This is a genomic window from Microbacterium sorbitolivorans (assembly GCF_003327285.1).
Taxonomy (GTDB): Bacteria; Actinomycetota; Actinomycetes; order Actinomycetales; family Microbacteriaceae; genus Microbacterium; species Microbacterium sorbitolivorans.
The window spans coordinates 255,374-280,287 of the sequence record NZ_KZ848475.1 but is presented as its reverse complement, the minus strand read 5'-3'; the positions used below and the strand labels follow the sequence as shown (position 1 = coordinate 280,287).

Below are 24,914 nucleotides of genomic sequence, written 5' to 3'. Positions count from 1 at the left end.
GCGATATGACAAAGCTCCGCCTTGCCATCGTTGGCGCCGGCCCCGCCGGAATCTACGCCGCCGACATCCTGCTGCGCACCGAGCGCAGCTTCGACGTGTCGATCGACCTGTTCGAGCACCTTCCGGCGCCGTATGGTCTCGTGCGTTATGGCGTGGCGCCGGATCACCCGCGCATCAAGGGCGTCGTGAACGCGCTGCGCGACGTGCTCGACCGCGGCGACATCCGTATCTTCGGCAACGTGAAGTTCGGCGAGGACATCACGCTCGATGACCTGAAGAAGCACTACAACGCCGTGATCTTCTCGACGGGCGCGATCCGCGACGCGTCGCTCGACATCCCGGGCATCGACGCGAAGGGATCCTTCGGAGCGGCCGATTTCGTCAGCTGGTTCGACGGGCACCCCGACGTGGCGCGCACGTGGACGATCGAGGGCCAGCACGTCGGCATGCTCGGCAACGGCAACGTGGCGCTCGACGCCGCCCGCATGCTCGCGAAGCACGCCGACGACCTGCTGCCCACCGAGATCCCGGACAACGTCTACCAGGTGCTGAAGAACTCGCCCGTCACCGACGTGCACGTCTTCGGGCGCCGCGGACCGGCCCAGGTCAAGTTCACGCCGCTCGAGCTGCGCGAGCTCGGTGAGCTGAACGACGTCGACATGGTCGTGTACGACGAAGACTTCGAGTACGACGAGGCGTCGCTCGAGGCGATCGCGTCGAACAAGCAGGTCAAGGTCATCGACCGCGTGCTGCAGAAGTGGCGCGAGCTGCCGAGCGTCAACAACGCCGGCGGTACCGCGTCGCGTCGCCTGCACCTGCACTTCTGGGCGAAGCCCGTCGAGGTCAAGACCGACGACGAGGGCAACGTCACGGCGCTCGTGTACGAGCGCACGAAGGCCGACGGCGCTGGCGGCGTCGTGGGCACGGGCGAGCTGCGCGAGCAGCCGCTGTCGCAGCTGTACCGCGCGGTCGGCTACTTCGGATCCCCGCTGCCGGGCGTTCCGTTCGACCACCGCCACGGCGTGATCCCGAATCACGAGGGCCAGGTGCTCGCGGAGGACTCGAACGACATCCTCCCCGGCGTCTACGCGACCGGCTGGATCAAGCGCGGCCCCGTCGGCCTCATCGGCCACACGAAGTCCGACGCGATGGAGACCGTCACGCACCTCGTCAACGACCAGGCATCGTGGTGGCAGCCGGAGGATCCGTCGGAGGACGCCATCCCCGCCCTGCTCGCCTCGCGCGACGTCAAGTGGACCGACCTCGATGGTTGGCACCGCCTCGACGAGCACGAGATCGCGCTCGGCGAGCCCGAGGGTCGCGCCCGCATCAAGGTCGTCCCGCGCGACGAGATGGTGAAGATCTCGCGCGGCGAGTAACCCGTCGTCAGGAAGGGCCGCTGCAGGTTAATCGCCTGCAGCGGCCCTTCTCCATAACTAATGGGTCGCCATAAATCGTCGCCTTCGGGTGCCCCGAGGCGACGATTTATGGCGACCCAAACAGGGAGGGGCGCCAGAACCTGAGTTCTCGCGCCCCTCGTGGCTATTAGCGCTGGCCTCCGCGGCGCTGGCCGCCGCCTGAGCGTCCGCCCTGGCCGGCCGGGCGTCCGCCGCCCTGGCTCGTGCGCGATCCGGATCCGGAGCGCGAACCCGCACCCGAACCGGATCCGCGACCGCCCTGACCGCGTCCGCCGCGTGGCTGCCCGCCGCGGGATCCGCCCTGGCGTTCGCGCTGCTCGCGCGCCGCGCGCTTGCGCTGCGCGTTCGCGCCGCTCGAGGTGCCGGCCGACTGCTGCGCGGGGGCGTTGCCGGATCCGGGACCGCCCGGGCGGGGAGCGACGTGCTCGGCGATCTCGCCGACGAGCTCGATGACGGCCGCGCTCGAGGCGTCGACCTGCTGCGGCTGCGCCTTGATACCGGCGCGGCGGAGGAGATCCTTGACCTCGCGGCGCTGCTCCGGCGTCATGAGGGTGACGACGTCGCCCGACGCGCCAGCGCGGGCGGTACGGCCCGAGCGGTGCAGGTAGGCCTTGTGGTCGGCCGGCGGATCCATGTGCACGACGAGATCGATGCCGTCGACGTGCACGCCGCGGGCGGCGACGTCGGTCGCGACGAGCACGCGGACGCTACCGTCCGACAGCGCCGCGAGGTTGCGGTCGCGCGCGTTCTGCGACAGGTTTCCCTGCAGGTCGACGGCGGGGATGCCCGCCGCGGTGAGCTGCTTCGCGAGGCGCTTGGCCTGGTGCTTGGTGCGCGAGAAGAGGATCCGCTTCGAGGTGCCCGAGGCGAGCAGCTTGATGAGGTCCTTCTTCGCGTCCTGATCGGCGGCCTCGAAGACGTGGTGCGTCATGTCGGGCACGGGCGAGTCGGCCGGGTCGATCGAGTGCTCGACCGGGTTCGACAGGAAGCGCTTCGCGATCTTGTCCACGCCGTTGTCGAGCGTTGCCGAGAACAGCATGCGCTGACCCTGCGTCGGGGTCTGCGACAGCAGGCGGGTCACACCGGGCAGGAAGCCGAGGTCGGCCATGTGGTCGGCCTCGTCGAGAACGGTGATCTGCACGTTACCGAGCGACACGATCTTCTGGCTGATGAGGTCTTCGAGGCGACCCGGGCAGGCCACGACGATGTCGACGCCGGCGCGGAACGCCTGCTCCTGCGGGCGCTGCGAGACGCCGCCGAAGACGGTCGTCACGTTGAGGCCGGCGGCCTTGGCGAGCGGCGTGATCGACGCGGCGATCTGCGTCGCGAGCTCGCGCGTCGGGGCGAGGACGAGTCCGGTGGGCTCGCCGGGGATCCGGCGCAGGCCCGCGAGCCGCGCGACAAGCGGGATCGCGAATGCGAGCGTCTTACCGGATCCGGTCTTACCGCGGCCGAGAACGTCCATGCCCGCGAGCGTGGACGGCAGGGTGGCGGCCTGGATGGGGAAGGGGGTCGGACGATCCATCGCGACGAGCGCGTCGACGAGGTTCGCGGGAACGCCGAGATCGGCGAATGACGGGGCAGCAGACATAGCTGTCTCTCTATGAGAAGCGGGCGAACGCGGCGGATGCCGAATCCGATTCGCCACGGGGAGCGGTGCGAGCTTCAGCTCGAGCAAACCGCGACGACGAACGCGAATCACGTTCCCCGCCACACTACAGGTGTTGCCTGAACGGATCCCCGGGCGGGGCGTGTCCCACTTTGTGAGGGAATGGGGGAGCTATTCGCTCCTTAACTGGGACATGCCTCGTAGCGTGTCCCACTTTGTGCGGGAATGACGGCGCTATTCCCGCCTTAATTGGGACACGCCCCGCACCGTGTCCCACTTTGTGCGGGAATGGCGGCGCTATTCCCTCCTCAACTGGGACACGCAAAGAAGCGTGTCCCAGTTCAGGCCGGAAAGAGACCCGTCACGGCTCCGACAGCGCGTTCCCCAGCTCCCGCAGCACCGCGTCGCGGGCCTCGCGGCCGCGCGGGCCGCGGTGCTTGATCAACGAGTCGACCAGCGTCTCGATCACGAGCACGAGCGCGACGCGCGAGGTGTGCAGCAGCTCGTCCTGGAACGAGTCGGACATGGACGGCACGACGAGCGCGGTATCGGATCCGGAAGCGAGCGCCGAGCGGGCAAACGACGTGATCGAGAGCACGGTCGCGCCCGCGTCGCGGGCCGCGCGGGCGACGGCGAGCGAGGTCTCGTTGGCACCGGATCCGGAGACGATCACGCAGACGTCGTTCGCAGACAGCTGGCGCGCGGCGATGCGCTGCGCGAGCGCGTCGTGGAGGATCTCGGCGGGGCGACCGGCCGCTGTCAGGCGCAGCTGTAGGTCGAGCCCGAGCGGCGAGCTGAGGCCGTTCGCGACGATGAGCACGCGCCCCGCCTCGTCGAGGGCCGAGATGGCGGAGCGCAGCGACTCCTCCGTGAGCGCCGCGACCGAGTCGCCGATCCGCGACGCGAACCGGTCGGCGGCGGCGCGCAGGGATCCGACGAGGGTGTCGTCGGTCGAGGCGACGTGCACGTGCGAGAGCTCCTGCGCGGCAGCGACGCGCAGCTGCGGGAATCCGTCGTAGCCGAGCGTCTGCGCCGTGCGCACGACCGTCGCGCGGCCCACGCCGACGGCGTCGGCGAGGTCCTGCGCGGTCGACTCGATCGCGAGGGCGAGGTCGCCGACGACGAACTCGGCGACCCGGCGCTCGCCCGCGTGTAGCGACGGGGCGAGCGCGCGGATCCGCGCGGTGAGGGGTGCGTCAGCGGCTCCGGACCAAACCACGGGCACGGGATCCTTCCATGATGCGGCGCCGGATGGCACCCGAGACGAGGTCTACGAGCATCGTGGCGACGATGACGACGATCAGCAGCATGCCGACGGTACCCCACTCGCGGAAGTTCGTGTAGTTCGACAGCATGGATCCGATACCGCCCGCGCCGACGAGGCCGAGCACGGCCGACATGCGGATGTTGAGCTCGAAGCGGTAGAGCGCGAACGACATGAGGGTCGGGAGCGCGGCGGGCCACAGGGCCCAGCGCAGCACCGCGACCTTGCCGCCGCCCGCGGCCGCGACGGCCTCGGACGCGTCGTCGTTCAGCGACTCGATCGTCTCGTAGACCCACTTGCCCTGGGTGCCGATGCCGGCGATGCCGAGGGCGAGGGCTCCCGTGAACGGCGTGAGGCCCGTGACGGTCAGCAGGATGAGGGCGATGATGACCTCGGGCACCGCCCGGATGACCGCGAAGATGCCGCGCAGGATCATTCGCAGCCAGGTCGGCCCGACGCCGCGGGCGGCGAGCATGCCGAGGGGGATCGAGCAGACGACGCAGCCGATCGCGCCGAGCCAGGCCATCGAGATCGAACGCCAGGTCTCGAACAGGGCTCGCGGAAGCTTCTCCCACGTCGGATCCGAGAACATGAGCACGCCGTATTCCCACGACGAGCGCGGCAGCCCGAAGAGCGCGGCCCAGTCGACGTCGAGGAACACGATGCACGCGAGGAGCACGAGCCCCGCGACGATCGACCAGACCGTCGCCCGCGTCTTGGACGGGGGAGCGGGAAGCGCGTTCATGCGAGCCTCTTTCGCAGCAGGTTCGAGACGACCTCGATGAGGATCACGACGACGAGGATCTCGAGGATGATCACCGAGACGTCGTCGTACGCGTAGAAGCCGAAGCGTTCGTTGAGGAGGCGACCGATGCCGCCGGCGCCCACGATTCCGAGGATCGCCGAGATGCGCACGTTGAGTTCGAGCGCATACAGCCACTGGTTCGCAAAGAGCGGCAGCGACTGCGGCAGCGCGAGCGCGCGGTTCAGCTGGAACTGCGTCGCGCCCGCGGCGTGCCCCGCCTCAAGGTAGGCGTGCTTGTCGGAGTCGATCGCCTCGGACACGAGCTTCACGACGACGCCGAGGTCGAAGAGGAACAGCGTGATGAGGCCGGGCAGCGCGCCCACGCCCGTCAGCGCCACGAGGATCGTCGCGTAGACGAGGTCGGGCACCGAGCGGATCACGTTGATCACGGCGCGCACGATCCCGCGCGTCACCGAGTTGGGGTTCGTCGGCCGCGCGGCCCACAGCGTCAGCGGAACCGACACCGCGGCGGCGAAGGCGGCGCCGATGATCGCCATCTGGATGGTCTCGAGCATCGGGATCCACGTGCGCGGCAGGAACGTGAAGTCGGGCTGCGCGAGCTGCGCGAGCTTCGAGGCACCGTGCCGCCAGTTCTTCGCGATGGCGGCGAAGTCGAGGTCGACGCCGCCGATCGCCGGAAGGCACGTCAACACCGTGAACGCCACGAGGGCGGCCACGATGAGAAGCGTCTTCGGCCACGTGCGCGGCTTCGGGGGCAGGGTGAGGGTCACGATGCTCCCAGGCGGTCCTGCGGCTGGATCCGGCGTCCGTAGATCTGCTCGAAGTCGGCGTCGGTCGCGCTCGCCGCGGGGCCGTCGTAGACGACCTCGCCGTAACGGAGGCCGATCATGCGCGTCGTGTAGTCGCGCGCGAGGTCCATGAGGTGCAGGTTCACGAGCACCGTGAGGCCGCGCTCGGCGTTCAGGCGCGTGAGTTCGTGCATGACGGCGTGTGCGGTGGGCGGATCCAGGCTCGCGACGGGCTCGTCGGCGAGCATGACCCGCGGATCCTGCGACAGGGCGCGCGCGATCGCGACGCGCTGCTTCTGGCCGCCGGAGAGGGATCCGGCGCGGGTCCACACCTTGTCGAGCATGCCGACGGAGTCGAGGGCCTCGAGCGAGATCTGGCGATCCTCCGCGGAGGCGGTGCCGAAGAACGAGCGGAAGGCGTTCTGGCCGGCGAAGCGGCCGACGAGGGTGTTGCGGTAGACGTTCACGCGCTCGGCGAGGTTGAACGCCTGGAAGATCATGCCGACGTTGCTGCGCAGCTCGCGCATGCCGCGCCCCTTCAGGGACGAGACCTCGTGCGGTCCGACCGTCACGGATCCGCTCGTCACGGGGACGAGGCCGTTGACGGTGCGGATGAGGGTCGATTTTCCGGATCCGGAAAGGCCGACGACGGCAACCATCTCGCCCGGCTCGATCGTCAGCGTGACGTTCTTCAGGGCGGCGGTGCCGTTGGGGTACGTGACCGATGCGTTCTCAAGACGGATCGGCCATGCCGCGGAGGCCGAAGCCCCCGCGGCGTGAGCGGTATCTGTCATCGTCAGTTGGAGAACTTCTCGAGGATCTCGCCGTAGCGGGTGATCTCGTCTTCGGCCGTATCGGCCGTCCAGTCGGAGAGGCCGACGAGCTCGAACATGATGTCCTTCGCCTCGTCGGACGAGTCGGCGTAGTCGTCGAGCAGCTGCGTGAGCTTCTCGACGGTCTCGTCGGAGAGCGAGTCGCTGACCGCGACGCCGCCGTTCGGGATCATGTCGGTGTACGCGAACGCGACGGCCTTGTCGGCGATGTCGGGGATCTCGTCGGTGACGGTGACGCGGGCGTCCCAGTAGGCGAAGCCGATCTCGGCGTCGCCGTTGGCCACGGCGATGACGGCGTTGTTGTTGCCCTCGACCGGGATCTGCTCGATGTCGGTGTCGGTGTCGAGGCCCTGGTCCTGGAACGCGACGATCGGGTACTGGTAACCGGCGGGGCTGGTCGCGGCCTGCAGCGCGACCTTGGCGCCCTTGGCATCGGCGAGGTGCTCGAGGCCCTTCGGGCCCTGACCGGTCGCGGTGCCGTCCTCGAGGCCGTTGCAGTACGACAGCTCGACGGGGCCGGCCGCGTAGGTCGCCATGACGGGCTCGTCGTCGCAGTACTTGTCGGGGTTGTTCGTGTAGGCAACCGCCGCGTAGCTCGTCGCGCCGAAGCGCACGTCGCGGAGGATCAGCTTCGCGTCGTACTGCTTGATGGCGTTGTAGAGCGAGCCGGCGTCGCTGATGATGACCTGCGACTGGTCGGCGCCGAGCGCCTCGACGGTCGCGTTGTAGTTGTCGGCGACGACACCCTTGACCTCGATGCCGAGGCCGTCCGAGAGGTACTCGGTCAGCGGGTCGAGGGCCTCGGCCAGATCCTCACCCTGCACGGAGGGGACGAGCGAGATGGTGATCGAGTCGGGCTCTTCGGCTGCGCTGCTGCAACCGGCGAGACCGAGGCCGAGGCCGAGAATAGCGACGGAGCCCGCCGCGAGGAGGGACTTGCGCATGTGGTTCATCCTTTGTGTGTTTACAGCGTGGGTGCGGTGGGGAACTCCGCGGCGTGTGCCCACGCCACGATCTGGTCCGTGAGCTCGGCGAGCGTCGTCGCTCGCATCGTCACGGAAGCTGTGGACGTCTCGGCCGTCGCGCCGACGAGCGCCGTGTCGGCGCCGCGCTCGGTCGCGGGGTCGAGGTCGTTGATCACGATGTCACCGACCGACAGCACCTTGCCGTCGAGCAGGGCGCGGTCGATGATCGGGCCGAGGCCCGCGGGCTTGCCGGTGTCGTAGATCAGCTCGTCGAAGTGATCCCGGATCCCCCAGCCCGCCAGGGCGCTCTCGACGCCCGCGGCGGGGGCGTTCGTCGCCAGGATCACGCGGGTCTCCTCCGGGATCCGCTCGAGCAGCTCGGCGAGCCCGGGTGCCGGATCCGCCGGCTGCGCGGACGCGAGCAGCTCGCGGCTCGCGAGGTAGGCGGCCTGGCGGTCGCCTTCGGCGACGCCCGCGTCGGCCGCGAGCGTGCCGACGACGTCGTATCCGTCGCGGTAGGGGGCGGCCTGGCCAGCCTCGAACGCGGCGATCTCGGCCTCGGCGCGGGCCAGGAATCCCTCGGGCGCGAACCGCGCCATCTCGCGGGCATAGGCCAGAACCGGTCCGTTGCCGACAATGACGGTTCCGTCAAAGTCGAAGACGATCGTCGACGTCACATTAACTCCCTACTCGTTCATGGACGATGCGTCCACGATAAGCAGGCTACATGGACGGATCGTTTACCGGGAGGTTAACTTTTGGTGCGCCGTTCCGGCCACAACTGGGACACGCCTCGGGGCGTGTCCCACTTTGTGCGGGGATGGGGCCGCTATTCCCTCCTCAAGTGGGACACGCCCTGAAGCGTGTCCCACTTTGTGCGGGAATAGCAGCCCCATTCCCACCTCAACTGGGACACGCTCACGAGGCGCGGGCGGCGTTCCAGCGGAGGCGGGGTGCCTCGGCGGACAGGTCGCGCGTGAAGGCGGCCGCGTCGGCGACCGGGAAAATCGTGAGCAGCCGCATCCCGGCGCCCTCATCGAGGCCCGAGACGAGCAGCCCCTCCGTCACGACGGCGCGCTGGCGTGCGCCGTCGGCGTCCCACTCGGCGACGTGCGCGCTCGCCGGGGGATCCAGAAGCAGGGGCTCGGCGGATCCGAGCACGCGAGCGAGCGGGGTTTCGTCACCGTCGCCGAGGCGGAAGTATCCGGCGGGACGGCCGAGGGCGGTGGCGAGGACGCCGTCGTTCCAGCGGTCGCTCTTGTAGCCATAGGGCGTGACGACGGTCGAGAAGAGGTAGCCGTAGACGTGCACGAGCCCCGCGTTGCCGATCGGAAAACGCGCGTTCACGCCGCCGGCGGAGTGGATCCGCTCGAAGACGTCGCGCTCGACAACCGCTTCGCCGACGTTCTCGTCGATGACGGTGGACGCGCTCCAGCGCTCGAGCAACCCATCGGCGCGATCGCGGGCGACGCAGGCGAGAACGGTGTCCATGGCGGGAGGCGTGTGCATGGCATTCACCCTAAGCGACAGCCCAGAAACACGAACGGCCCCGCCGAAGCGGGGCCACCGTGAGACTTACCTATAGTTCTGGAACTGCAGCGCGACGTCGAGTTCGTCCTGCTTGCCGCGGAGCAGCGCGATGACCTCCTGCAGGTCGTCGCGGCTCTTCGAGGAGACGCGGATCTCGTCGCCCTGGATCTGCGTCTTGGCTCCCTTGGGGCCCTCGTCGCGAACGATCTTGCCGATCTTCTTCGCGACCTCCTTGTCGATGCCCTCCTTCAGCGAGGTGACGATGCGCACCTGCTTGCCGCTCTCGAACGGCTCGCCGCTGTCGAGGCTCTTGAGGGAGATGCCACGCTTGATCATCTTCGACTGCAGCACGTCGAGCACCGCGAGGGCGCGGTCTTCGGTGTTCGCGATGATGAGGATCTGCTCGCCCGACCAGGCGACCGAGGCGTCGGTTCCGCGGAAGTCGTAGCGCTGCGAGACCTCCTTGGCGGCCTGGTTGAGCGCGTTGTCGGCCTCCTGACGGTCGATCTCGGAGACGATGTCGAATGAAGAGTCAGCCATAACCCGATCCTACTTCGAAGCGAGTTCGTCGACCTGGTCGCCCAGCAGGGCGAGCATCTGGATCGCCGCGAGCCCGTACTGGGCGGCGTCGTTCGTCGACACCGTCGGCATCTCGTCGACGGGCGCGGGAACCGCCGGCACGTCGATGCGGTCGATCCGCAGCTCGTTGCGGTGCAGCAGCCACTCGCCCATGCCGTCGAACGCGTGCCAGGCGAGCTCGCGCAGGCCCTCGTCGTCGCGCGCGACGGCGGCGTAGGCGGTGAGGCGCGAGTGCGCCTGCTCGAGATGGATCCCCGTCAGCGCCTGCCCGACCGCGGCCTCCTGCGCCTCGGGCGAGGCGAGGAACAGCGAGCAGTACTGCACCCACGCCTCGGTAAACGAAGGGATATCGACGAGCGAGATGACCTCGCTGCAGATCTCGACGAGACCGAAGACGGCCGAGAGGTGCGAGACGCTGATGCGGTCGCGGTCGGTCGCGAAGCGGCCCGTGTCGAGATCGTAGAGCGCCTCGCCCGTCAGGAATCCCTGCGGCAGGGCGCCGATGTCGGCCATCGTGCCGAGCAGACGGTCGCGCGAGCGCTCGTTGCCCGTGCGCTCCCAGTCGGCCAGCCACGTCGCGGCCAGCGCTGACCAGTCGGTTCCGAGACCGACCGCGACCGCGTTGCGATCGGCACGGTAGGTGGCGGCGTCGGGACGCACCTTGCGCGTGGGATCCAGCCCGAGGAACGTCTCGTCGCTATCGCGCAGCTCATCGAGGAGGTCGCCGACGCGCTCGTCGGCGGTGAGGTAGTGGTAGAAGCGGCGATACGCGGGCGTCGAGATGCGCAGCTGCTTCGCCGAGCACCCCCAGTGCTGCACGTTGTGTCGGGACCCGAGGCCCTTGAACCGGCCCAGGTGGTACACATCGACCTCGCCTGTGTGGCGGGTCATCGCCTCGGCGAACCGGAAAACGTCGGCGCGGCCCGTGCGCAGGTACGAGTACCAGAGCCACAGGTCGGGGGACAGCTCGGAGTTGTCCCATGCGTAGCCGCCGACGTCGTAGCGCCAGGTGTGGCGGTCGAAGTCGTAGGCGTGCATGACGTCGCCGTAGTCCCAGAATCCGTACCAGCGGCGCTGCTCGGGCTGGGAGAGGTAGAACGACAGCAGCAGGTCGAGGCTGTCCTCGATCTCGCTCTTGATGGGGGTCGAGCGGTCGACGAGCGCCCAGTCGCCGAACACGCCGCAGGAGGCGATGTGCTCGGGCGTTGCCTGCGGCAGCGCGGGCTGCTGCACGAGCGCGGCGCGCGTGGCGAGCGCAGCGCGCGTCGGCGTCGCGTCCCACGCGAAGAGCGTTAGCTCGTGCGTCCGGGCGATGCCGTGCGGGTCGCCGAAGCCCGGCTCGTAGTCTTCGTAGGTGATCTCGAGGGCGTCGAGCTCGTCGGCGTAGCCGTCCTGCCCGAGCCCGTCGTGATAGAACCGCATGTCCATCGGGGCGGCCTCGGGCGAGTAGAGCCACGCCGTGACGCTGGCGGACGGGAGTGAGGCGCCCCGCACATCGAGCTGGCCCGGGTGCGACTGCCAGAAGCCGCGCACGCCGATGCCGAATCCGCCCCGCGGGTCGCTCAGCGAGACGAGGCCCTCGGCGCGCGTGCCGGCGGCCCCACGGATCCACGCGCGGCCCGCGTTCGTCGCCGACGCGGTGCGCTTGCGGATCTCGTACCCGTCGGCGGTCAGCTGGGTCAGCGAGTAGTCGTCCCATTCGGGGATCCAGTGGATCCGCGTCGACGTTCGCGCGTCCCACTCGGCGACGGGCGGGGTCGCGCGCCCGGCGATCTGCGCCTCGCGCACCTCGGATCCCGGATCCCGTCGCAGGCCCGTGATGCCGCGGACGGCCTCGGCGAAGACGCCGCCGTCGGCGGTCGCGAAGCGCACGTGGCGGTCGTGGCTCTCGGCGCGCAGCGGCACGTCGGCCGTGACGCCGAGGGCGGCGAGGAACTCGGTGTTCGCGTCGGCGTCCCACGTAAAGGTGTGTACGAGGCGCACGCTGTCGGCGCCCGCGAGCACGACGAGGCGCACGCGGAACGGCAGGCGCTCGCGGTCGCCCGCGACGTGGTGCCCGTCGACGCGCACGACGGCGCGGATGGGCCCGGTCTGCTCGACGGTCACCGAATCGACGACGCCGGTGAAGTCGGTGCGGGCGTCGCGGGGCGAGGGGCCGTCGGCGAGGGCGCTCACGAGGCGGCCGTTTTCGGCGACGACGGTGCCGCCGCGCGAGAGCGACGAGAAGAGGCGCGCGCCCGTGCGGGGCACGACGATCTCGAGGAGGCCGTTCGAGACCGTCACGGATTCGGGGGAGGAGGAGACCGCGACGGGCGCCTCGGGCGCAGGGTTCTCGCCGACGGCGATCGAGGCGCCGTCGAAGGATCCGGCGCCGACGGCGACGCCGGCCCACTTCACGGATCCGTCGGGCCAGGTCGCGAGCGGCCAGAACTGGGCCGGCACGGCGGATCCGTCGGCCGCGAGCGACAGCTCGCTCGCCGAGCCCACGGATCCGCGGGGGACGGGGACGCCGAAGGTCGCGCCGTCGGGCAGCTCTGCGGGCGCGGCGTCGTCGAGCCAGCGCAGGGGAATCACGGGGGAGGTCATGAGAGGTCGTGGATCTCCAGGTTGCGATAGCGCGCGACGAGCGGCGCCATCTGACGGAAGCCGATGCAGCCGGCGCCCGCGCGGGGCCCGGTCGATTCGTCATCGGTCCAGGCGAAGAGGGGAAGGTCGTCGATCGAGAAGCGCACGTCGGCGCCGTCCTTCTCGACCGCGATGCGGTAGAAGGCGCCGCGCGCGTCGACGACGGGAGGCAGCGGATCCGCGCCCTGCGCGACGAGGTGGAAGCCGGGCGACTTCCGCAGATTGGCGGTGTGGAAGGCCCGCTCGTCCTCCCACCGGCGCCGGAAGTACGACACGTGAAGCGTGCGGATGTCGCCCGAGTGGTACTGCGGGTAGGCGCCGTCGCGCGGCGCGAGGCCGGCGTCGAAGATGCCGCCGCCCGCCGCCGCGCTCGCGCCGAAGAACAGCATTGCGAGCCCGGGCTCCGAGACGGGGGAGAACTCCCACGAGATGCGGATCCGATCGCCGAATTCCTCGGGGCACCAGAACGTGAAGTGGTCGTCGAAGCCGCCCGCCGAGGCGAGCTCGAGGGATCCGTCGGCGGCCGACGCCGCGACCGGACCCTCGGGGATCCAGTCGGCGACGTCGGCGGGGCTCGACAGCGGGTTGCGGTAGACGAGCGTCATCAGCCCTTGACCGATCCGAGGAGCATGCCCTTCGCGAAGTGCTTCTGCAGGAAGGGGTAGAACAGCAGGATCGGCAGGGTCGCGACGATGATGACCGCGAACTTGATGCCCTCCGACGGCGGCTGCTCGCCGGGGTTGTCCTGCAGCATCGACAGGTCGGTCGCGGCGGTGACCTGGCGCAGGAACATCTGCAGGGTCCACATCGAGCTGTCGTTGAGGTACAGCAGCGGCGACATGAAGTCGTTCCAGATGCCGACCGCGTAGAACAGCGCGAAGGTCGCGAGGACGGGCTTCGACAGGGGGAGGATGACGCTCCACAGCGTGCGCATCTCGTTCGCGCCGTCGATCATCGCAGACTCCTCGAGCTCCTTCGGGAGCTGCTGGAAGAAGTTCTTGATGATGATGAGGCTGAACGGGTTGATCGCCGCGGGCAGGATCAGCGCCCAGTAGGTGTCGAGCAGCCCAAGCTCCTTCACGACGAGGAACGTCGGGATCATGCCGCCGCCGAACACCATCGTGAAGACGATGAGCATGAGCATGACGCGGCCGCCCGGCAGGTTCGCCTTCGACAGCGGGTAGGCCATCGCTGCGGTCAGGAGCAGCTGGATCGTCGTGCCGATGACGGTGACGAGGATCGTCGTGACGAGCGCACGCACGAACGCGTCGCTCTGCAGGATCGCCTTGTAGGCCTCGAGGCTGAAGGTGTTCGGCCAGAGGAAGAACGGGCGCGTCGCGATCTCGGCCTCGGTGGCGAAGGATCCGGCGAGCACGTAGAGGAACGGGACGAGCGCGATCGCGCCGATCGCGACGAGGATGATGACGTTGAAAACGTCGAAGACGCGACCCGCGGGCGTGTTGAAACGATACTTCTCGCGAGCCATCAGAAGATTCCCGTCTGGTTGAAGCGGCGCGATAGCCAGTTCGCACCGAAGATGAGGATGACGCCGACGACGGCCTTGAAGAGGCCGACGGCCGTCGAGTACGAGTACGAACCCTGCGTGATTCCGAGGAAGTAAACAAAGGTGTCGAACACGTCGGCCGTATCGCGGTTCAGCGAGTTGGTCATGAGGAAGATCTGCTCGAAGCCGGTGTCGAGTACGTCACCCATCTTGAGGATCAGCATGACGATGATCGTCGGCATGATCGACGGGAGCGTGATGTGCCAGACGCGGGCCCAACGGCCGGCGCCGTCGATGATGGCGGCCTCGTACTGCTCCTGATCGACGCCCGCAAGCGCGGCGAGGAAGATGATCGTGCCCCAACCGGTGCCCTTCCAGATCGTCTGGAGCATGATCACGGGTCGGAACCAATCCGGATCGGTGAGGAAGTCGATGTTCGTGCCGAAGATGCCGTTGATCAGGTGGAACAGCGGGCCGGTGTCGAGCGCGAAGATCAGGTAGGTCAGCGACGCGACGACCGTCCACGACAGGAAGTGCGGGATGTAGATCAGCGTCTGCACCGTGCGCTTGACGATGCTGATGCGCAGCTCGTTGAGCAGTAGCGCGATCACGATCGTGAGCGGGAAGGCGATGACGAGGTTCAGGAACGCCAGGATCAGCGTGTTCGCGAGAAGGCGGACGAAGTCGGGGCTCGCGAAGAAGTTGGTGAAGTGCTCGAAGCCCACCCACTGGCTACCGCCGATCCCGAGGAACGGGACGTAATCCTTGAACGCGATGACGGCGCCGAACATCGGGCCGTAACGGAAGATGGCGAAGTAGAGGACGCCGGGAAGCAGCAGCAGGTAGAGCCACTTGAAACGGCTGAAGTGCGCGCGCGCACCCCCAGCCCGCTTCTTCTTCGGGACGGTAAGCGCCTCCGTCGCGCCGACCGCTTCGGCGGCGCGAGTGTTGATCATGACCATGATTCTCCTGACCGATCGTGTGCGGGGCGACGCGGGGCCGCCCCGCACACGGAGGGGTTACTTGGCGGCGTTCGCCAGCTCGTTGAGCTCGCTGATGATGGCGTCGCCACCCTCGGAGTGCCAGCGAGCGATCTCGGAGAGCAGGTCATCCTTCGAGATCTGTCCGGCGATGTACTTCAAGCGTGCGTCGGAGACGATGAGGTCGATCTGCGCGCCCTTGGCGACGTAGGTCTCGGAGACGTACGGCGCGGTCGGGTCGATGTCGGCGTTCTCGTAGTCGGAGGCCTCGAGGGCCTTGCGCTTGTCGTACGCCTCGGTCTCGTACTCGGTGGCCTGCAGCGGCAGGTAGCCCTGGAAGCCGGTGACGTTCATGCCGAGCTGCGCGAGCGAGCTGACGGCGTTCTTGAGGTCTTCCGGAACGTCGGCGATGGCGCCGGCGCGGTCGCCCTCGAGCGTGTAGGTCTTACCCTCGATGCCGTTGTTGATGATCTTGCCCGCCTCGGGGCTGTTCATCTCGTTCAGGATCGAGAGCACCTGGTCGAGCTGCTCCTCGGTCTGCACCTTGGCCTTCGGGATCGCGAGGAAGCCGTTGTAGCCCGTGGTCGGCAGCGCGTGCATCTCGCCGTCGGGGCCGATGAGGTTACCCGTGAAGTCGACCATCGACTCCCAGTTGTCGGGCTCGAGATCCTTCAGCAGCGAGGTGAGCTGCTCGTGGCGCGAGTGCATGTCGATGATGATGCCGCCCTTGCCGTTGAGGAAGGGTTCGTTCCACTTCGCCGAGTCGAGCGTGGCGTAGTCGGAGTTGACGTAGCCGCCGTCGATGAGCGACTTCTCGTAGTCGACCGCGTCGAGCCACTCGTCGGTGTCGAAGTTCGGGATGAGCTCGCCGTCGCGCTCGGTGTAGCGGTTACCGGATCCGAACCACGTCTCGATGACGTCGTACGGGCTGTTCGTGCCGATGCTGCCCGGCCACTGCGGGATGATGACGCCGTACGTGTCGTCCTGGCCGTTGCCGTCCGGGTCCTGCTCGGTGAACGCCTTGGCGACGTTGTACAGATCCTCCGTCGTCTCGGGCATGTCGAGACCGAGGTTCTCGAGCCAGTCGGAGCGCACCATCACGGAGGTACGCATCGTGTCGCGCGCACGGAAGACGCCGTACACCTTGCCGTTGACGCTCGACGCCTCCTGCACCTCCGGGAGGGTGGTGTTGAGGTTCGGGTAGTCGGCGAGCTTGTCGGTCAGATCCCAGAACGCGCCGGCCTCGGCGTTCTTCACGAAGCTCGACGACTTCGCGCCGATGACCATGACGTGGGGGATGTCGTCGCCCGCGAGCGCGATGTTCGTCTTATCGCCGTAGGAGGCGTTCGGAACCCACGTGATGTCGAGCTTCGTGCCGATGGTGTCTTCGAGGGCGAGCTCGACCTCGTTGTCGGCGGCCGGAACGGTCGTCGACATGTACGGGGCCATGATCGTCAGGGTGTCGATCTCGCCGGATCCGTCCGACCCGGATCCACCGGATCCGGTGGAGCAGCCCGAGAGGGCAACCGCGGCGATCGCAACCGTTGCGATCGGGAGAATGCGCTTGTTCATGAGTTTCCTTGCTGTGTGTGAGGGGCGTCGGTGTCCCGCGTACATCGGGTCAGGATTGTTCCGCGAGCAGGCGCTCGTTGGAACGGAAGAAGGCGGTGCAGAGCTGTGCCGGGATGGCGATAAGCGCCCCGGCGGTGAGGAACGGCAGGATCCCCGGCAGCACGTAGGTCGCGCCGCAGACGAGCACAATCGTGAGCGCGAGGAGCAGCACATGGGGGAGGTTGCCGAGCGACCACCGGGCGGCGCGCACAATGTAGGCGCGGAACGGCATGTCGTAGTGCACGTACAGGCCGCTCGTGAGGGATCCGAGGGTCGCGACGATCACGAGCGCGGCGGTCGCGAACCCGGCCGGCACCCCCGCGGATCCGGTCGCGCGGAACCACGCGATGTCGACGACGAGCATCGCGCCGACGATGCCGAACGGCGCGAGCAGGCCGTTGGCGCGCCAGAACTCCTGGCGCCAGACGCTCGCGAACGTGCGGAAGACAGGAAAGAGCCGGCCCTCGGCGCGGCGACGCGTGAGCTGCATGCCCGTGACGATTGCCGGGGCGACGCCGAGGATGATCCCTCCCGCGAGCGCGAAGACCCAGAAGAGAACGTTCACAATAAGCACCCAATAGACGGCGTCGAAGCCCTGTTGGAGGCGGTTCGTCACCGTCTCTCGCAACGTGCCATTGCTCATGAGGAATCTCCATTGACTCTGCCTGCCAGCGATGGCAAGCGCTTTCCGGTCATGTATACACGAGATCGAGAGCGGATGCAAAAACGTTTCAATCTGCCCGTGATTGCCTGCGCGAGTAGAGTGACACAACATGGAGGAGCTCACCGCGGACGACATCCGCGCTTCGTTCGTCAACGCCACCGAACGCGAACTCGACATGCTCGACCTTCCCCTCGAATCCCTCCTCGTCGACTGGTATCACCTCGACTTCTTCGCCTGGCGGGATCCCTCCAATCGCAGCCGCTGCTACGTCATCGCCGAACTCGACGGCGTCGCCACCGGCATCATCCTCCGCGCCGCCGGCTCCTCGTCGAGGTCCCGCAGTAGCATCTGCAACATCTGCCGCACCATGCAGCCCGGCAACCAGGTCGTCATGATGAGCGCCCGAAAAGGCGGCGAAGCCGGCGAACGCGAGGAATCCATCGCCACGTACATGTGCGCCGACGTCTCCTGCCACGAGAACGTCCGCATCGCCTACCCCCTCGCGCCCGACGAGTTCCGCACCGATGTCGATTTTCGGATCGATAGCACTGCTGTACGGATGCGCTCGTTTGTTCGGCAGGTGCGGGACGCTTCTTAGTTTCGTTGCACCTCGTTGCGCTTCGCGATGTGGGGATCGCCGCCGCAGTCCCCTCGGATCCGCTGCGCGGATCCTCACCGCCAGCCCCGATGCCTGCGGCGGTGATCCCCACATCGCTTCGCTCGTGGAGGGAGTGGGCGCCACGCCTCGTTACTTGTCGGCGGCGGCTAGGGTATTGAGTTCTTCCAGGATTGCGTCGCCGCCCTCGGCGTGCCAGCGGGCGATTTCCGAGATCAGGTCGTCCTTCGAGATCTGGCCCGCGAGGTACTTGAGGCGGGCGTCACCGACGATCAGGTCGATCTGCGCGCCCTTCGCCACGTAGGTGTCCGAGACGTAGGGGGCCGTGGGGTCGATGACCGCGTTCGCGTAGTCCGACTCCTCGAGCTTCTGGCGCTTGTCCCAGCGCTCCTGCTCGATCTCGGTCGGCTGCTTCGCGTCGAGGCCGAGCCCGCCCTGAACGTTCATTCCGAGCTGCGCGATCGACTTCGAGGCGTTCGACTCGTCCTCCGACACGTCGGTGATGCCGACGGCCAGGCCGTCCTCGAGCGTGTAGTGGACGCCCTCGATGCCGTTGTTGATGATTGGGCCCGCCTCCGGGCTGTTCATCTTGTTGAGGATCGTGAGGACCTGGTCGAGCTGTTCTTCCGTCTGAACCTTCGCCTTCGGGATCGCGAGGAAGCCGCTATAACCCGTGGTGGGGAGCGCCCTCATGACTCCGTCGGGGCCCGCGAGGTTGCCCGTGAAGTCGACCTTGTCGGCCCAATTGTCGGGGTCGAGCTCCTTCATGAGGCCCGTGATCTGGCCCGAGCGCGAGTACGTGTCGATGATGATGCCGGCCTGGCCGTTGAGGAACGGCTCGTTCCACTTCGTCGGGTCGAGCGTCGCGAAGTCCGAGTTGATGTATCCGCTGTCGACGAGATCCTTCTCGAAATCGACCGCGTCGAGCCACTCGTCCGTGTCGAACGCCGCCACGAGCTCGCCGTCGCGCTCCGTGTAGCGGTTGCCGGATCCGTACCAGGTCTCGATCGCGTCGAACGGGCTGTTCGTGCCGATGCCGCCCGGCCACTTCGGGATCGCGATGCCGTAGGTGTCGTCCTGCCCGTTGCCGTCCGGGTCCTGCTCCGTGAACGCCTTCGCGACGTTATAGAGGTCCTCCGTTGTCTCAGGCATGTCGAGGCCGAGGTTCTCAAGCCAATCGGTGCGGATGGTCACCGAGGTGCGCATCGTGTCGCGCATGCGGAAGATGCCGTAGACCGAGCCGTTGACGCTCGAGGCCTTCTCGACCTCGGGGAACGTCGTCTTCAGGTACTCGTAGTCGTCGAGCTTGTCCGTGAGATCCCAGAAGCCACCCGCCTCGGCGTTCTTCACGAAGCTCGCCGTCTTCGCGCCGATGACCATGACGTGCGGGATGTCGTCGCCCGCGAGCGTGATGTTGGTCTTATCGCCGTACGAGGCGTTCGGAACCCACGTGATGTCGAGCTTCGCGCCCACGACATCCTCGAGGGCCAGCTCGACGTCGTTGTCGGCGGCCGGCGCCGCCGTCGAAAGATAGGGGGCCATGATCGTGAGGGTGTCGATCGTGTCGCCGCCGCCGGATCCGCCGGTGCTTCCGGATCCGTTCGAGCAACCCGCGAGGGCGACCGCGGCAATCGCGACCGTCGCCACAGGGAGAATGCGCTTCTTCATTGAGCTTCCTTGCTGTTTGGGGAGGACGACGTCGTCCTCCTTACGCGCGCTTGAGGGTCATCGTCGACCCAACTTTCCCGCGAAGGGAAAGCGCATTCTGGATTGTAGGACAGTCCTGCACGAATGTGTGAAGAAGAACAGATTCGAACATTTTTGGCCGTGTTCTATGCGACCTCGGGGCTCCCCATCGCCCGGGAATCGCCGTCCTTCCGCTCGATCGCGCGGAGGCTGCGGGCCACGAACGCCGCGATCTTTTTCGCGCCGCGCTCGTGGAAGTGCGTGTTGTCGGCGATCCCCTCGGGCCAGGACTCGTGCGTGCCCGGCTCGAGGTGCGTGAGGTACGCGGCCGAGCCCGCGGATCCGGCGTCTTCGTAGAGCCACGCCGTGAAGACCGTGAGGTCGATCACGGGAACGTCGAGGTCATGGGCGAGGTCGCGCACCGCGTTGGGGTAGTCGCCGTGCGTCGGCACGACCTTCTCGCCGTCGAACCAGCGGCGCTCGCACGAGGTACAGAGCACAGCCCTCGCGCCGCGCTCGCGGGCCTCGCGGACCATGCGCGTGAGGTTCTCGGTGTAGCCGCCGCGGGATGCGAGCTCGGTGACCTTCTGGTCGTTGTGCCCGAACTGGATGACGAGCGTGTCGCCCTTCTCGATGTCGGCGACCAGCTCGTCCCACTTCCGTTCGAAGAACGTCTGCGTCGTCGCACCACCGAAGGCGAGGTTCCGTACCGGTTCGTCGACGTGCGGCGCGAGGTGTGCGCCCCAGCCCGACATGGGGTGCTCGGCGGGCGCGCACTCGGCGACGGTCGAGTCTCCGGCGAGGTGGTAGGTCATGCGATGGCTCCTTCGGCGTCGTATTACGCCTAGTGAATGTAACGCACCCGCCACGCCCACCCCGCCCGGATACCCTGGAGGGGTGAACAACAAGCCCACGATGAACGTCGAGTCCTTCAACCTAGATCACACGAAGGTGGCAGCGCCGTACATCCGGCTCGCCGACCGCAAGGAACTGCCGGCCGGCGACGTGATCGTCAAGTACGACGTGCGCTTCACCCAGCCCAACAAGGCTCACCTCGAGATGCCCGTGGTGCACTCGATCGAGCACATGTTCGCCGAGAAGAGCCGCGACCACTCGGGCCGCGTCATCGACTTCTCGCCCATGGGCTGCCAGACCGGCTTCTACCTGATCCTGCAGGGCGAGCACACCTCCGAGGAAGTCGCCGAGCTCGTCGCCGCGACCCTCGCCGACTTCGCCGACGCGACCGAGGTTCCCGCCGCCAACGAGACCCAGTGCGGATGGGGTGCGAACCACACGCTCGAGGGCGCCCAACTCGCCGCCGCCGCCTTCCTCGCGAAGCGCGACGAGTGGCTCGAGGTTTACGCGTGAGCTCGATCGTCGTCCAGGTCGCGATGGACGAGGAGGCACAGCCCTTCCTCGACGCCGCCGCCCAGGTCTCGGATCCCGTCACCATCGGCCGCGCCGTGCACCGCGGCGTCGTCGTCGGAAACGCGACCTTCGTGCTCGTCGTGAGCGGCATCGGCATGGTGAACGCGGCCGACGCGGTCGCGGGCAGCGTCTTCCGGTACGGATCCGAGATCGCGCTCGTGAGCGCCGGATCCGCCGGCGGGCTCGCGAGCGACGCCCGCGTCGGCGACGTCGTCGTCGGAACCGACATCGTCAACGTCGAGGCCGACGCGCGCGCCTTCGGCTATGCGCTCGGCCAGGTGCCCGGCATGCCCGCGAACTATCAGGCCGACGAGGCGCTCGCCGCGGCGTTCGAGGGCGAGCGCGTCACGCGCGCCGCGATGGCGTCGGGCGAGAAGTTCGTGACCGCGGGCATCGCGCACGAGCTGCGCGAGAACTTCCCCGGATCCTGGTCGGTCGACATGGAGACCGCCGCCATCGCCCAGGCCGCCTACAACCACGGCGTGCGCTTCGCCGCATGCCGCGCGATCAGCGACCTCTGTGCCCCCGACTCCGAGGAGTTTGACACCCACCTCGACGGCGCCGCCGAGCGCTCGGCCGAGGTCGTCCTCGCGGCGCTCCCGCGCCTGGCGGCGGCGTGACGGCGGCGGACGGCGCGACGCACCGTATTCGGCTCGATATTGCCTATGACGGCAGCGACTTCAAGGGGTGGGCGGCCCAGCCCGGGCTTCGCACCGTGCAGGGCACGCTCGAGGAGGCGCTGTGGCGCATCCTCCGCAGCGACGTGCGCCTCGTCGTCGCGGGCCGCACCGACGCCGGCGTGCACGCGACCGGTCAGGTCGCTCACGTCGATCTGACCGCCGAACAGTACGCGCGCGCGACGCACCTCGCCCGCGGATCCGGCGAGGAACAGGATCCGGTGGCGCCCCTCGCGCGCAAGCTGCGCGGGGTGCTGCGCCCCTACGCCGACGCGACCGTGTCGCGCACGAGCACCGCGCCCGAGGGCTTCGACGCGCGCTTCTCGGCCGTCTGGCGCCGCTACGCGTACCGCATCGCCGACGACACCCTCGGCTACAACCCGCTGCTGCGCCGCGACACCACCCTCGTGAAGGCCACGCTCGACGTCGCGCGCATGGACGAGGCTGCGCGCACCCTCATCGGCCTGCACGACTTCGCCGCCTACTGCAAGCCGCGCGAGGGAGCGACGACGATCCGCACGCTGCTCGAATACGACTGGCGGCGCGCGGAAGACGGCGTGCTCATCGCGAACGTCAAGGCCGACGCTTTTTGTCATTCGATGGTGCGCGCGCTCGTCGGCGCGTGCGTCGCCGTGGGGGAGGGACGGCTCGAGGTCGACGACGTGGTGCGCCTGCGCGACGAGCTCACCCGCACGAGCGCGTTCAAGGTGCTCGACGCCCGCGGCCTCACGCTCGCCGAGGTCGGCTACCCGGCCGACGACCTGCTCGCCGACCGCGCCGAGCAGACGCGCGCTCGCCGTAGCCTCGAGTAAGGGCCGTAGCCTCGAGCAAGGGCCGCGGCTAACCATCGACAACTCATAGCGTGCCGCTACCGTTCGCGCACCCTGCGGCGATACCGTGGGATCACCATGCGAATCATGTCGTACAACCTCCGCAAACACGCGGCGGCCGCCGAGCTCGAGCAACGCGCCGACCGGTGGGATCCCGACGTCATGTGCCTGCAAGAGGCAAACGTCGAGGATCTACCGACGAACATCTCTGGCCTGCGGCTCGCCGCCGCGACCGACCGCAACCGGCTCGGCCTCGCGCTGTATTACCGTGAGAGCTCGTTCCGCTTCGTCGAGTCGGTGTCGCTGGGCCTGAAGAAGTCGCTCCACGACATCGTCCTGAAGCCCGCGCACGAGCGCCTGCTGGGCGTGCAGCTATACGACATCGACGCGAGCCGCGAGATCACCTTCGCGTCGTTCCACGCGGCTCCGCTCACGGCGCTCAACTCGCTGCGGCGCACGCAGATCCGTTCGGCTCTCCAGGCGCTCGAGCGACTGGGCCCCGGCACGCCGACGTTCATGGTGGGTGACTACAACTATCCGGTGTTCAAGGAACGACTGGGCGACCAGATCCGCGAGCACGGCTACGACATGACCCTCAGCGACTCGCGAACCTACACGCGGTACCGCTTCTTCAAGGGCCACTACGACTTCGTGACGAGCCGCGGCCTCTCGATCGGCGCCGTCACGACGCTGCCGCAGGGCACGAGCGACCACCTCCCGATCCTCGTCGACGCCGAGTACCGCCGCCACTCGCGCTGAGCAGTGTCCCCCGTCGCAATTCGGCACCTGAATTCCGACGAAACGGGTGCTGAACTGCGACGGGAACGGCTACGCCCGCGCCGCCCAGCGCGCCAGGCGCGTGATGAGGGCGCGGTGCGACGGCGACCCGTACGCCTCGGGGCCGTGCCCCAGCAGATCGACCGCGACGCGGGCGGATCCGTACTGCCGCGTCCACACGACCGGGTGGTCGTGGCCGTCGTGCTCGTGCGTCGCGACGACGTCGCGCGCGCCGAACTGCTGCATGTAGGAGTACCTCTCGTCGAACGCCTCGAGGGGCTCGGATCCCGCGAGCGGGTGCGCCGGATCCCATTCGAAGCGCGCGTCGTCGCGCGGCGGGTGCATCGACATGCCGGGAACCCACATGCCGCCGACAGCCACCGGCCACGACGGGTAGTCGCGCAGCGACGCGAGCGAGGTGTGCATCGCGAGCACGCCGATGCCGCGGCCGAGCGCGGCGTCGAGCCCGTGGATCGCGGCCGTCGGCGCCCCGAGCGGGATCGTCTCGTGCCGCCACGGGTCGCCCGCGTTGACGGCGAGCAGGTCGGCCGAGGTGAGGTTATCGAGCGCCTCGTCGACCGGCAGGATGTGGGTCTCGAAGCTCGCCTCGCTCAACACCTCGGCCAGCGCGGGGGTCGTTTCGTCGAACGGGTGCCACGGGTCGCGGTAGCGGCCGTCGGCGGTGGCGATGATCGCGAGCATGGTTACCGTCCGGGGGTGCTGTCGCGCACGATGACGTCGACGGGCAGCGGATCCGGATCCGTCCAGTCATCGGCCATCACGGCCGCGACGGCCTGGCGGCCGAGCTCGTCGAGCGGGGCGCGCACGGTCGTGAGCGAGGGCACGATGTCGCGGCCCGTGTCGATGTCGCCGAAGCCGGCGATCGCGATGTCGGATCCGACCTCGCGGCCCGCGTCGCGCACGGCCGACATTGCGCCGAACGCGACGACGTCGCTCGCGCCGAAGACGACGGTTCCGGGGGCGACGCCCTCCTCGAGGGCGCGCGCCATGAGCGCGTAACCCGCGTCGCGGGTGAGCTCGTCGCGCAGGATCCGGGGTTCGGATCCGCCGCCCGCGGTGAAGCCCGAGACGAAGCCCGCGACGCGGTCGTCGCTCGTGATGAGGCCGACGTCGGCGGCGAGCACGATCGCCTCGCGGTAGCCGAGGCCCGCGAGGGTCTGGCCGAGCTCGTGGGTGCCCTCGCGGTTCGCGATTCCGACGGTGCGGCTCGTGACGCCGTCGGCGGGGGATCCGAGGGTGACGACGCGCACGCCGTCGTTTTCGAGGTCGGCGAGGGCCTGCGCGAGGGCGGGGCTCGATTCGGCAGTGCGCCGCGACGCCGCGAGCACGATGCCGGAGGGGCGCTGGCCGCGCAGCGAGCGGATGAGGCGCGCCTCGCGCTCGGGGGAGCGCTCGGTGATGCCGATCGACATCACGAGGTTATGCTCCTCGGCGGCGTGGGCGATGCCCGCGGCCACCTGCGAGAAGTATGAGTCGGCGATGTTCGCGACGAGCAGCGCGATCGCCTGGGAGGAGCCGCGTGCGGTCGCCTGCGCCGAGAAGTTCGCGGAGTAACCGAGCAGGGCAGCTGCGGCCTCGACGCGTTCGCGGTAGGAATCGGCGACCTTCCGCGTGGATCCATTGAGCACGCGGGAGGCGGTGGCGAGCGAAACGCCCGCCTCCTGCGCGACGTCATGCAGCGTCGCCGCGCGCTTCACCGTTGAAGAGGTCATATATTCGATGCTATCTCGCCAGATCCGCATT

The 24,914-nt window shown here is 68.4% G+C and carries 25 protein-coding genes; 6 read left to right on the top strand and 19 right to left on the bottom strand.

The annotated features are described in order from the left end of the window. The first annotated feature begins 5 nt into the window (after nt 1-5). Nucleotides 6-1,379, top strand: a complete 1,374-nt coding sequence (locus DTO57_RS10230; RefSeq protein ID WP_114118132.1) for a ferredoxin--NADP reductase domain-containing protein — start codon at nt 6-8, stop codon at nt 1,377-1,379. 166 nt (nt 1,380-1,545) lie between these two features. Here DTO57_RS10230 and DTO57_RS10225 read toward each other — a convergent pair whose 3' ends face one another. The 15 genes from DTO57_RS10225 to DTO57_RS10155 all read right to left on the bottom strand — a co-directional run bounded on the left by DTO57_RS10225 (nt 1,546) and on the right by DTO57_RS10155 (nt 17,115). Then, nucleotides 1,546-3,009 (bottom strand): DEAD/DEAH box helicase, encoded by a 1,464-nt coding sequence (locus DTO57_RS10225; protein ID WP_114118131.1) that lies wholly within the window; start codon nt 3,007-3,009, stop codon nt 1,546-1,548. A 379-nt stretch (nt 3,010-3,388) separates the two neighbouring features. After that, a complete protein-coding gene (locus DTO57_RS10220) occupies nt 3,389-4,246 on the bottom strand; it encodes a MurR/RpiR family transcriptional regulator (protein ID WP_162785736.1) in 858 nt (285 codons plus the stop codon). Then, a complete protein-coding gene (gene phnE, locus DTO57_RS10215) occupies nt 4,224-5,036 on the bottom strand; it encodes a phosphonate ABC transporter, permease protein PhnE (protein ID WP_114118129.1) in 813 nt (270 codons plus the stop codon). The genes DTO57_RS10220 and phnE (DTO57_RS10215) overlap by 23 nt, the downstream gene beginning before the upstream one ends. Continuing rightward, nucleotides 5,033-5,827, bottom strand: coding sequence for a phosphonate ABC transporter, permease protein PhnE (phnE, locus tag DTO57_RS10210; protein WP_229730391.1), 795 nt, complete (start codon nt 5,825-5,827; stop codon nt 5,033-5,035). Before phnE (DTO57_RS10210) ends, phnE (DTO57_RS10215) begins: the two co-directional genes overlap by 4 nt. Then, nucleotides 5,824-6,639: a phosphonate ABC transporter ATP-binding protein gene (phnC, locus tag DTO57_RS10205; protein ID WP_114118128.1), complete on the bottom strand. Its 816-nt coding sequence runs from the start codon at nt 6,637-6,639 to the stop codon at nt 5,824-5,826. The genes phnE (DTO57_RS10210) and phnC overlap by 4 nt, the downstream gene beginning before the upstream one ends. Before the next feature lie 2 nt (nt 6,640-6,641). Beyond that, a complete protein-coding gene (locus DTO57_RS10200) occupies nt 6,642-7,622 on the bottom strand; it encodes a phosphate/phosphite/phosphonate ABC transporter substrate-binding protein (protein ID WP_114118127.1) in 981 nt (326 codons plus the stop codon). 20 nt (nt 7,623-7,642) lie between these two features. Beyond that, nucleotides 7,643-8,320 carry an HAD family hydrolase gene (locus DTO57_RS10195; protein ID WP_114118126.1) on the bottom strand — a complete coding sequence of 226 codons (678 nt, stop codon included), beginning with the start codon at nt 8,318-8,320 and terminating at the stop codon, nt 7,643-7,645. A 241-nt stretch (nt 8,321-8,561) separates the two neighbouring features. After that, entirely contained in the window at nt 8,562-9,152 is a 591-nt protein-coding gene (locus tag DTO57_RS10190; protein WP_162785735.1) for an amino acid deaminase, read from the bottom strand. Nucleotides 9,153-9,218: 66 nt separating this feature from the next. Further along, nucleotides 9,219-9,713 carry a YajQ family cyclic di-GMP-binding protein gene (locus tag DTO57_RS10185; protein ID WP_114118124.1) on the bottom strand — a complete coding sequence of 165 codons (495 nt, stop codon included), beginning with the start codon at nt 9,711-9,713 and terminating at the stop codon, nt 9,219-9,221. Between the two features lie 9 nt (nt 9,714-9,722). Further along, nucleotides 9,723-12,338: an exo-rhamnogalacturonan lyase family protein gene (locus DTO57_RS10180; protein ID WP_114118123.1), complete on the bottom strand. Its 2,616-nt coding sequence runs from the start codon at nt 12,336-12,338 to the stop codon at nt 9,723-9,725. Further along, complete coding sequence (locus DTO57_RS10175) at nt 12,335-12,982, bottom strand: DUF1961 family protein (protein WP_114118122.1); 648 nt, start codon at nt 12,980-12,982, stop codon at nt 12,335-12,337. Before DTO57_RS10175 ends, DTO57_RS10180 begins: the two co-directional genes overlap by 4 nt. Next, nucleotides 12,982-13,863: a carbohydrate ABC transporter permease gene (locus DTO57_RS10170; RefSeq protein WP_114118121.1), complete on the bottom strand. Its 882-nt coding sequence runs from the start codon at nt 13,861-13,863 to the stop codon at nt 12,982-12,984. The genes DTO57_RS10175 and DTO57_RS10170 overlap by 1 nt, the downstream gene beginning before the upstream one ends. Continuing rightward, nucleotides 13,863-14,837, bottom strand: coding sequence for an ABC transporter permease (locus tag DTO57_RS10165; protein WP_114118365.1), 975 nt, complete (start codon nt 14,835-14,837; stop codon nt 13,863-13,865). The genes DTO57_RS10170 and DTO57_RS10165 overlap by 1 nt, the downstream gene beginning before the upstream one ends. A gap of 63 nt (nt 14,838-14,900) precedes the next feature. Further along, on the bottom strand, nt 14,901-16,433 hold the full coding sequence (locus DTO57_RS10160; protein WP_114118120.1) for a type 2 periplasmic-binding domain-containing protein: 1,533 nt from the start codon (nt 16,431-16,433) through the stop codon (nt 14,901-14,903). 49 nt (nt 16,434-16,482) lie between these two features. Further along, complete coding sequence (locus DTO57_RS10155; RefSeq protein WP_162785734.1) at nt 16,483-17,115, bottom strand: YesL family protein; 633 nt, start codon at nt 17,113-17,115, stop codon at nt 16,483-16,485. Between the two features lie 130 nt (nt 17,116-17,245). On the opposite strand from DTO57_RS10155, the gene DTO57_RS10150 reads away from it, so the two are divergent. Then, a complete protein-coding gene (locus DTO57_RS10150) occupies nt 17,246-17,734 on the top strand; it encodes an FBP domain-containing protein (RefSeq protein WP_114118118.1) in 489 nt (162 codons plus the stop codon). A gap of 150 nt (nt 17,735-17,884) precedes the next feature. Here the strand turns inward: DTO57_RS10150 and DTO57_RS10145 are convergent, their stop codons facing one another. Both DTO57_RS10145 and DTO57_RS10140 read right to left on the bottom strand, forming a co-directional pair. Beyond that, nucleotides 17,885-19,420, bottom strand: coding sequence for an extracellular solute-binding protein (locus DTO57_RS10145; RefSeq protein ID WP_114118117.1), 1,536 nt, complete (start codon nt 19,418-19,420; stop codon nt 17,885-17,887). 164 nt (nt 19,421-19,584) lie between these two features. Next, nucleotides 19,585-20,253, bottom strand: a complete 669-nt coding sequence (locus DTO57_RS10140; protein ID WP_114118116.1) for a rhamnogalacturonan acetylesterase — start codon at nt 20,251-20,253, stop codon at nt 19,585-19,587. Between the two features lie 100 nt (nt 20,254-20,353). Between DTO57_RS10140 and DTO57_RS10135 the strand changes: the two genes are divergently transcribed. The 4 genes from DTO57_RS10135 to DTO57_RS10120 all read left to right on the top strand — a co-directional run bounded on the left by DTO57_RS10135 (nt 20,354) and on the right by DTO57_RS10120 (nt 23,132). After that, nucleotides 20,354-20,806, top strand: coding sequence for an S-ribosylhomocysteine lyase (locus DTO57_RS10135; protein WP_114118364.1), 453 nt, complete (start codon nt 20,354-20,356; stop codon nt 20,804-20,806). Beyond that, nucleotides 20,803-21,486, top strand: a complete 684-nt coding sequence (gene mtnN / locus DTO57_RS10130) for a 5'-methylthioadenosine/S-adenosylhomocysteine nucleosidase (protein ID WP_229730390.1) — start codon at nt 20,803-20,805, stop codon at nt 21,484-21,486. The genes DTO57_RS10135 and mtnN overlap by 4 nt, the downstream gene beginning before the upstream one ends. Beyond that, a complete protein-coding gene (gene truA / locus DTO57_RS10125) occupies nt 21,483-22,355 on the top strand; it encodes a tRNA pseudouridine(38-40) synthase TruA (RefSeq protein ID WP_114118114.1) in 873 nt (290 codons plus the stop codon). The genes mtnN and truA overlap by 4 nt, the downstream gene beginning before the upstream one ends. Before the next feature lie 96 nt (nt 22,356-22,451). Further along, nucleotides 22,452-23,132, top strand: a complete 681-nt coding sequence (locus DTO57_RS10120) for an endonuclease/exonuclease/phosphatase family protein (RefSeq protein ID WP_114118113.1) — start codon at nt 22,452-22,454, stop codon at nt 23,130-23,132. Nucleotides 23,133-23,201: 69 nt separating this feature from the next. Here the strand turns inward: DTO57_RS10120 and DTO57_RS10115 are convergent, their stop codons facing one another. Beyond that, a complete protein-coding gene (locus DTO57_RS10115) occupies nt 23,202-23,852 on the bottom strand; it encodes a ThuA domain-containing protein (protein ID WP_114118112.1) in 651 nt (216 codons plus the stop codon). A gap of 2 nt (nt 23,853-23,854) precedes the next feature. Continuing rightward, nucleotides 23,855-24,883: a LacI family DNA-binding transcriptional regulator gene (locus tag DTO57_RS10110; RefSeq protein WP_114118111.1), complete on the bottom strand. Its 1,029-nt coding sequence runs from the start codon at nt 24,881-24,883 to the stop codon at nt 23,855-23,857. Between the last annotated feature and the right edge of the window lie 31 nt (nt 24,884-24,914).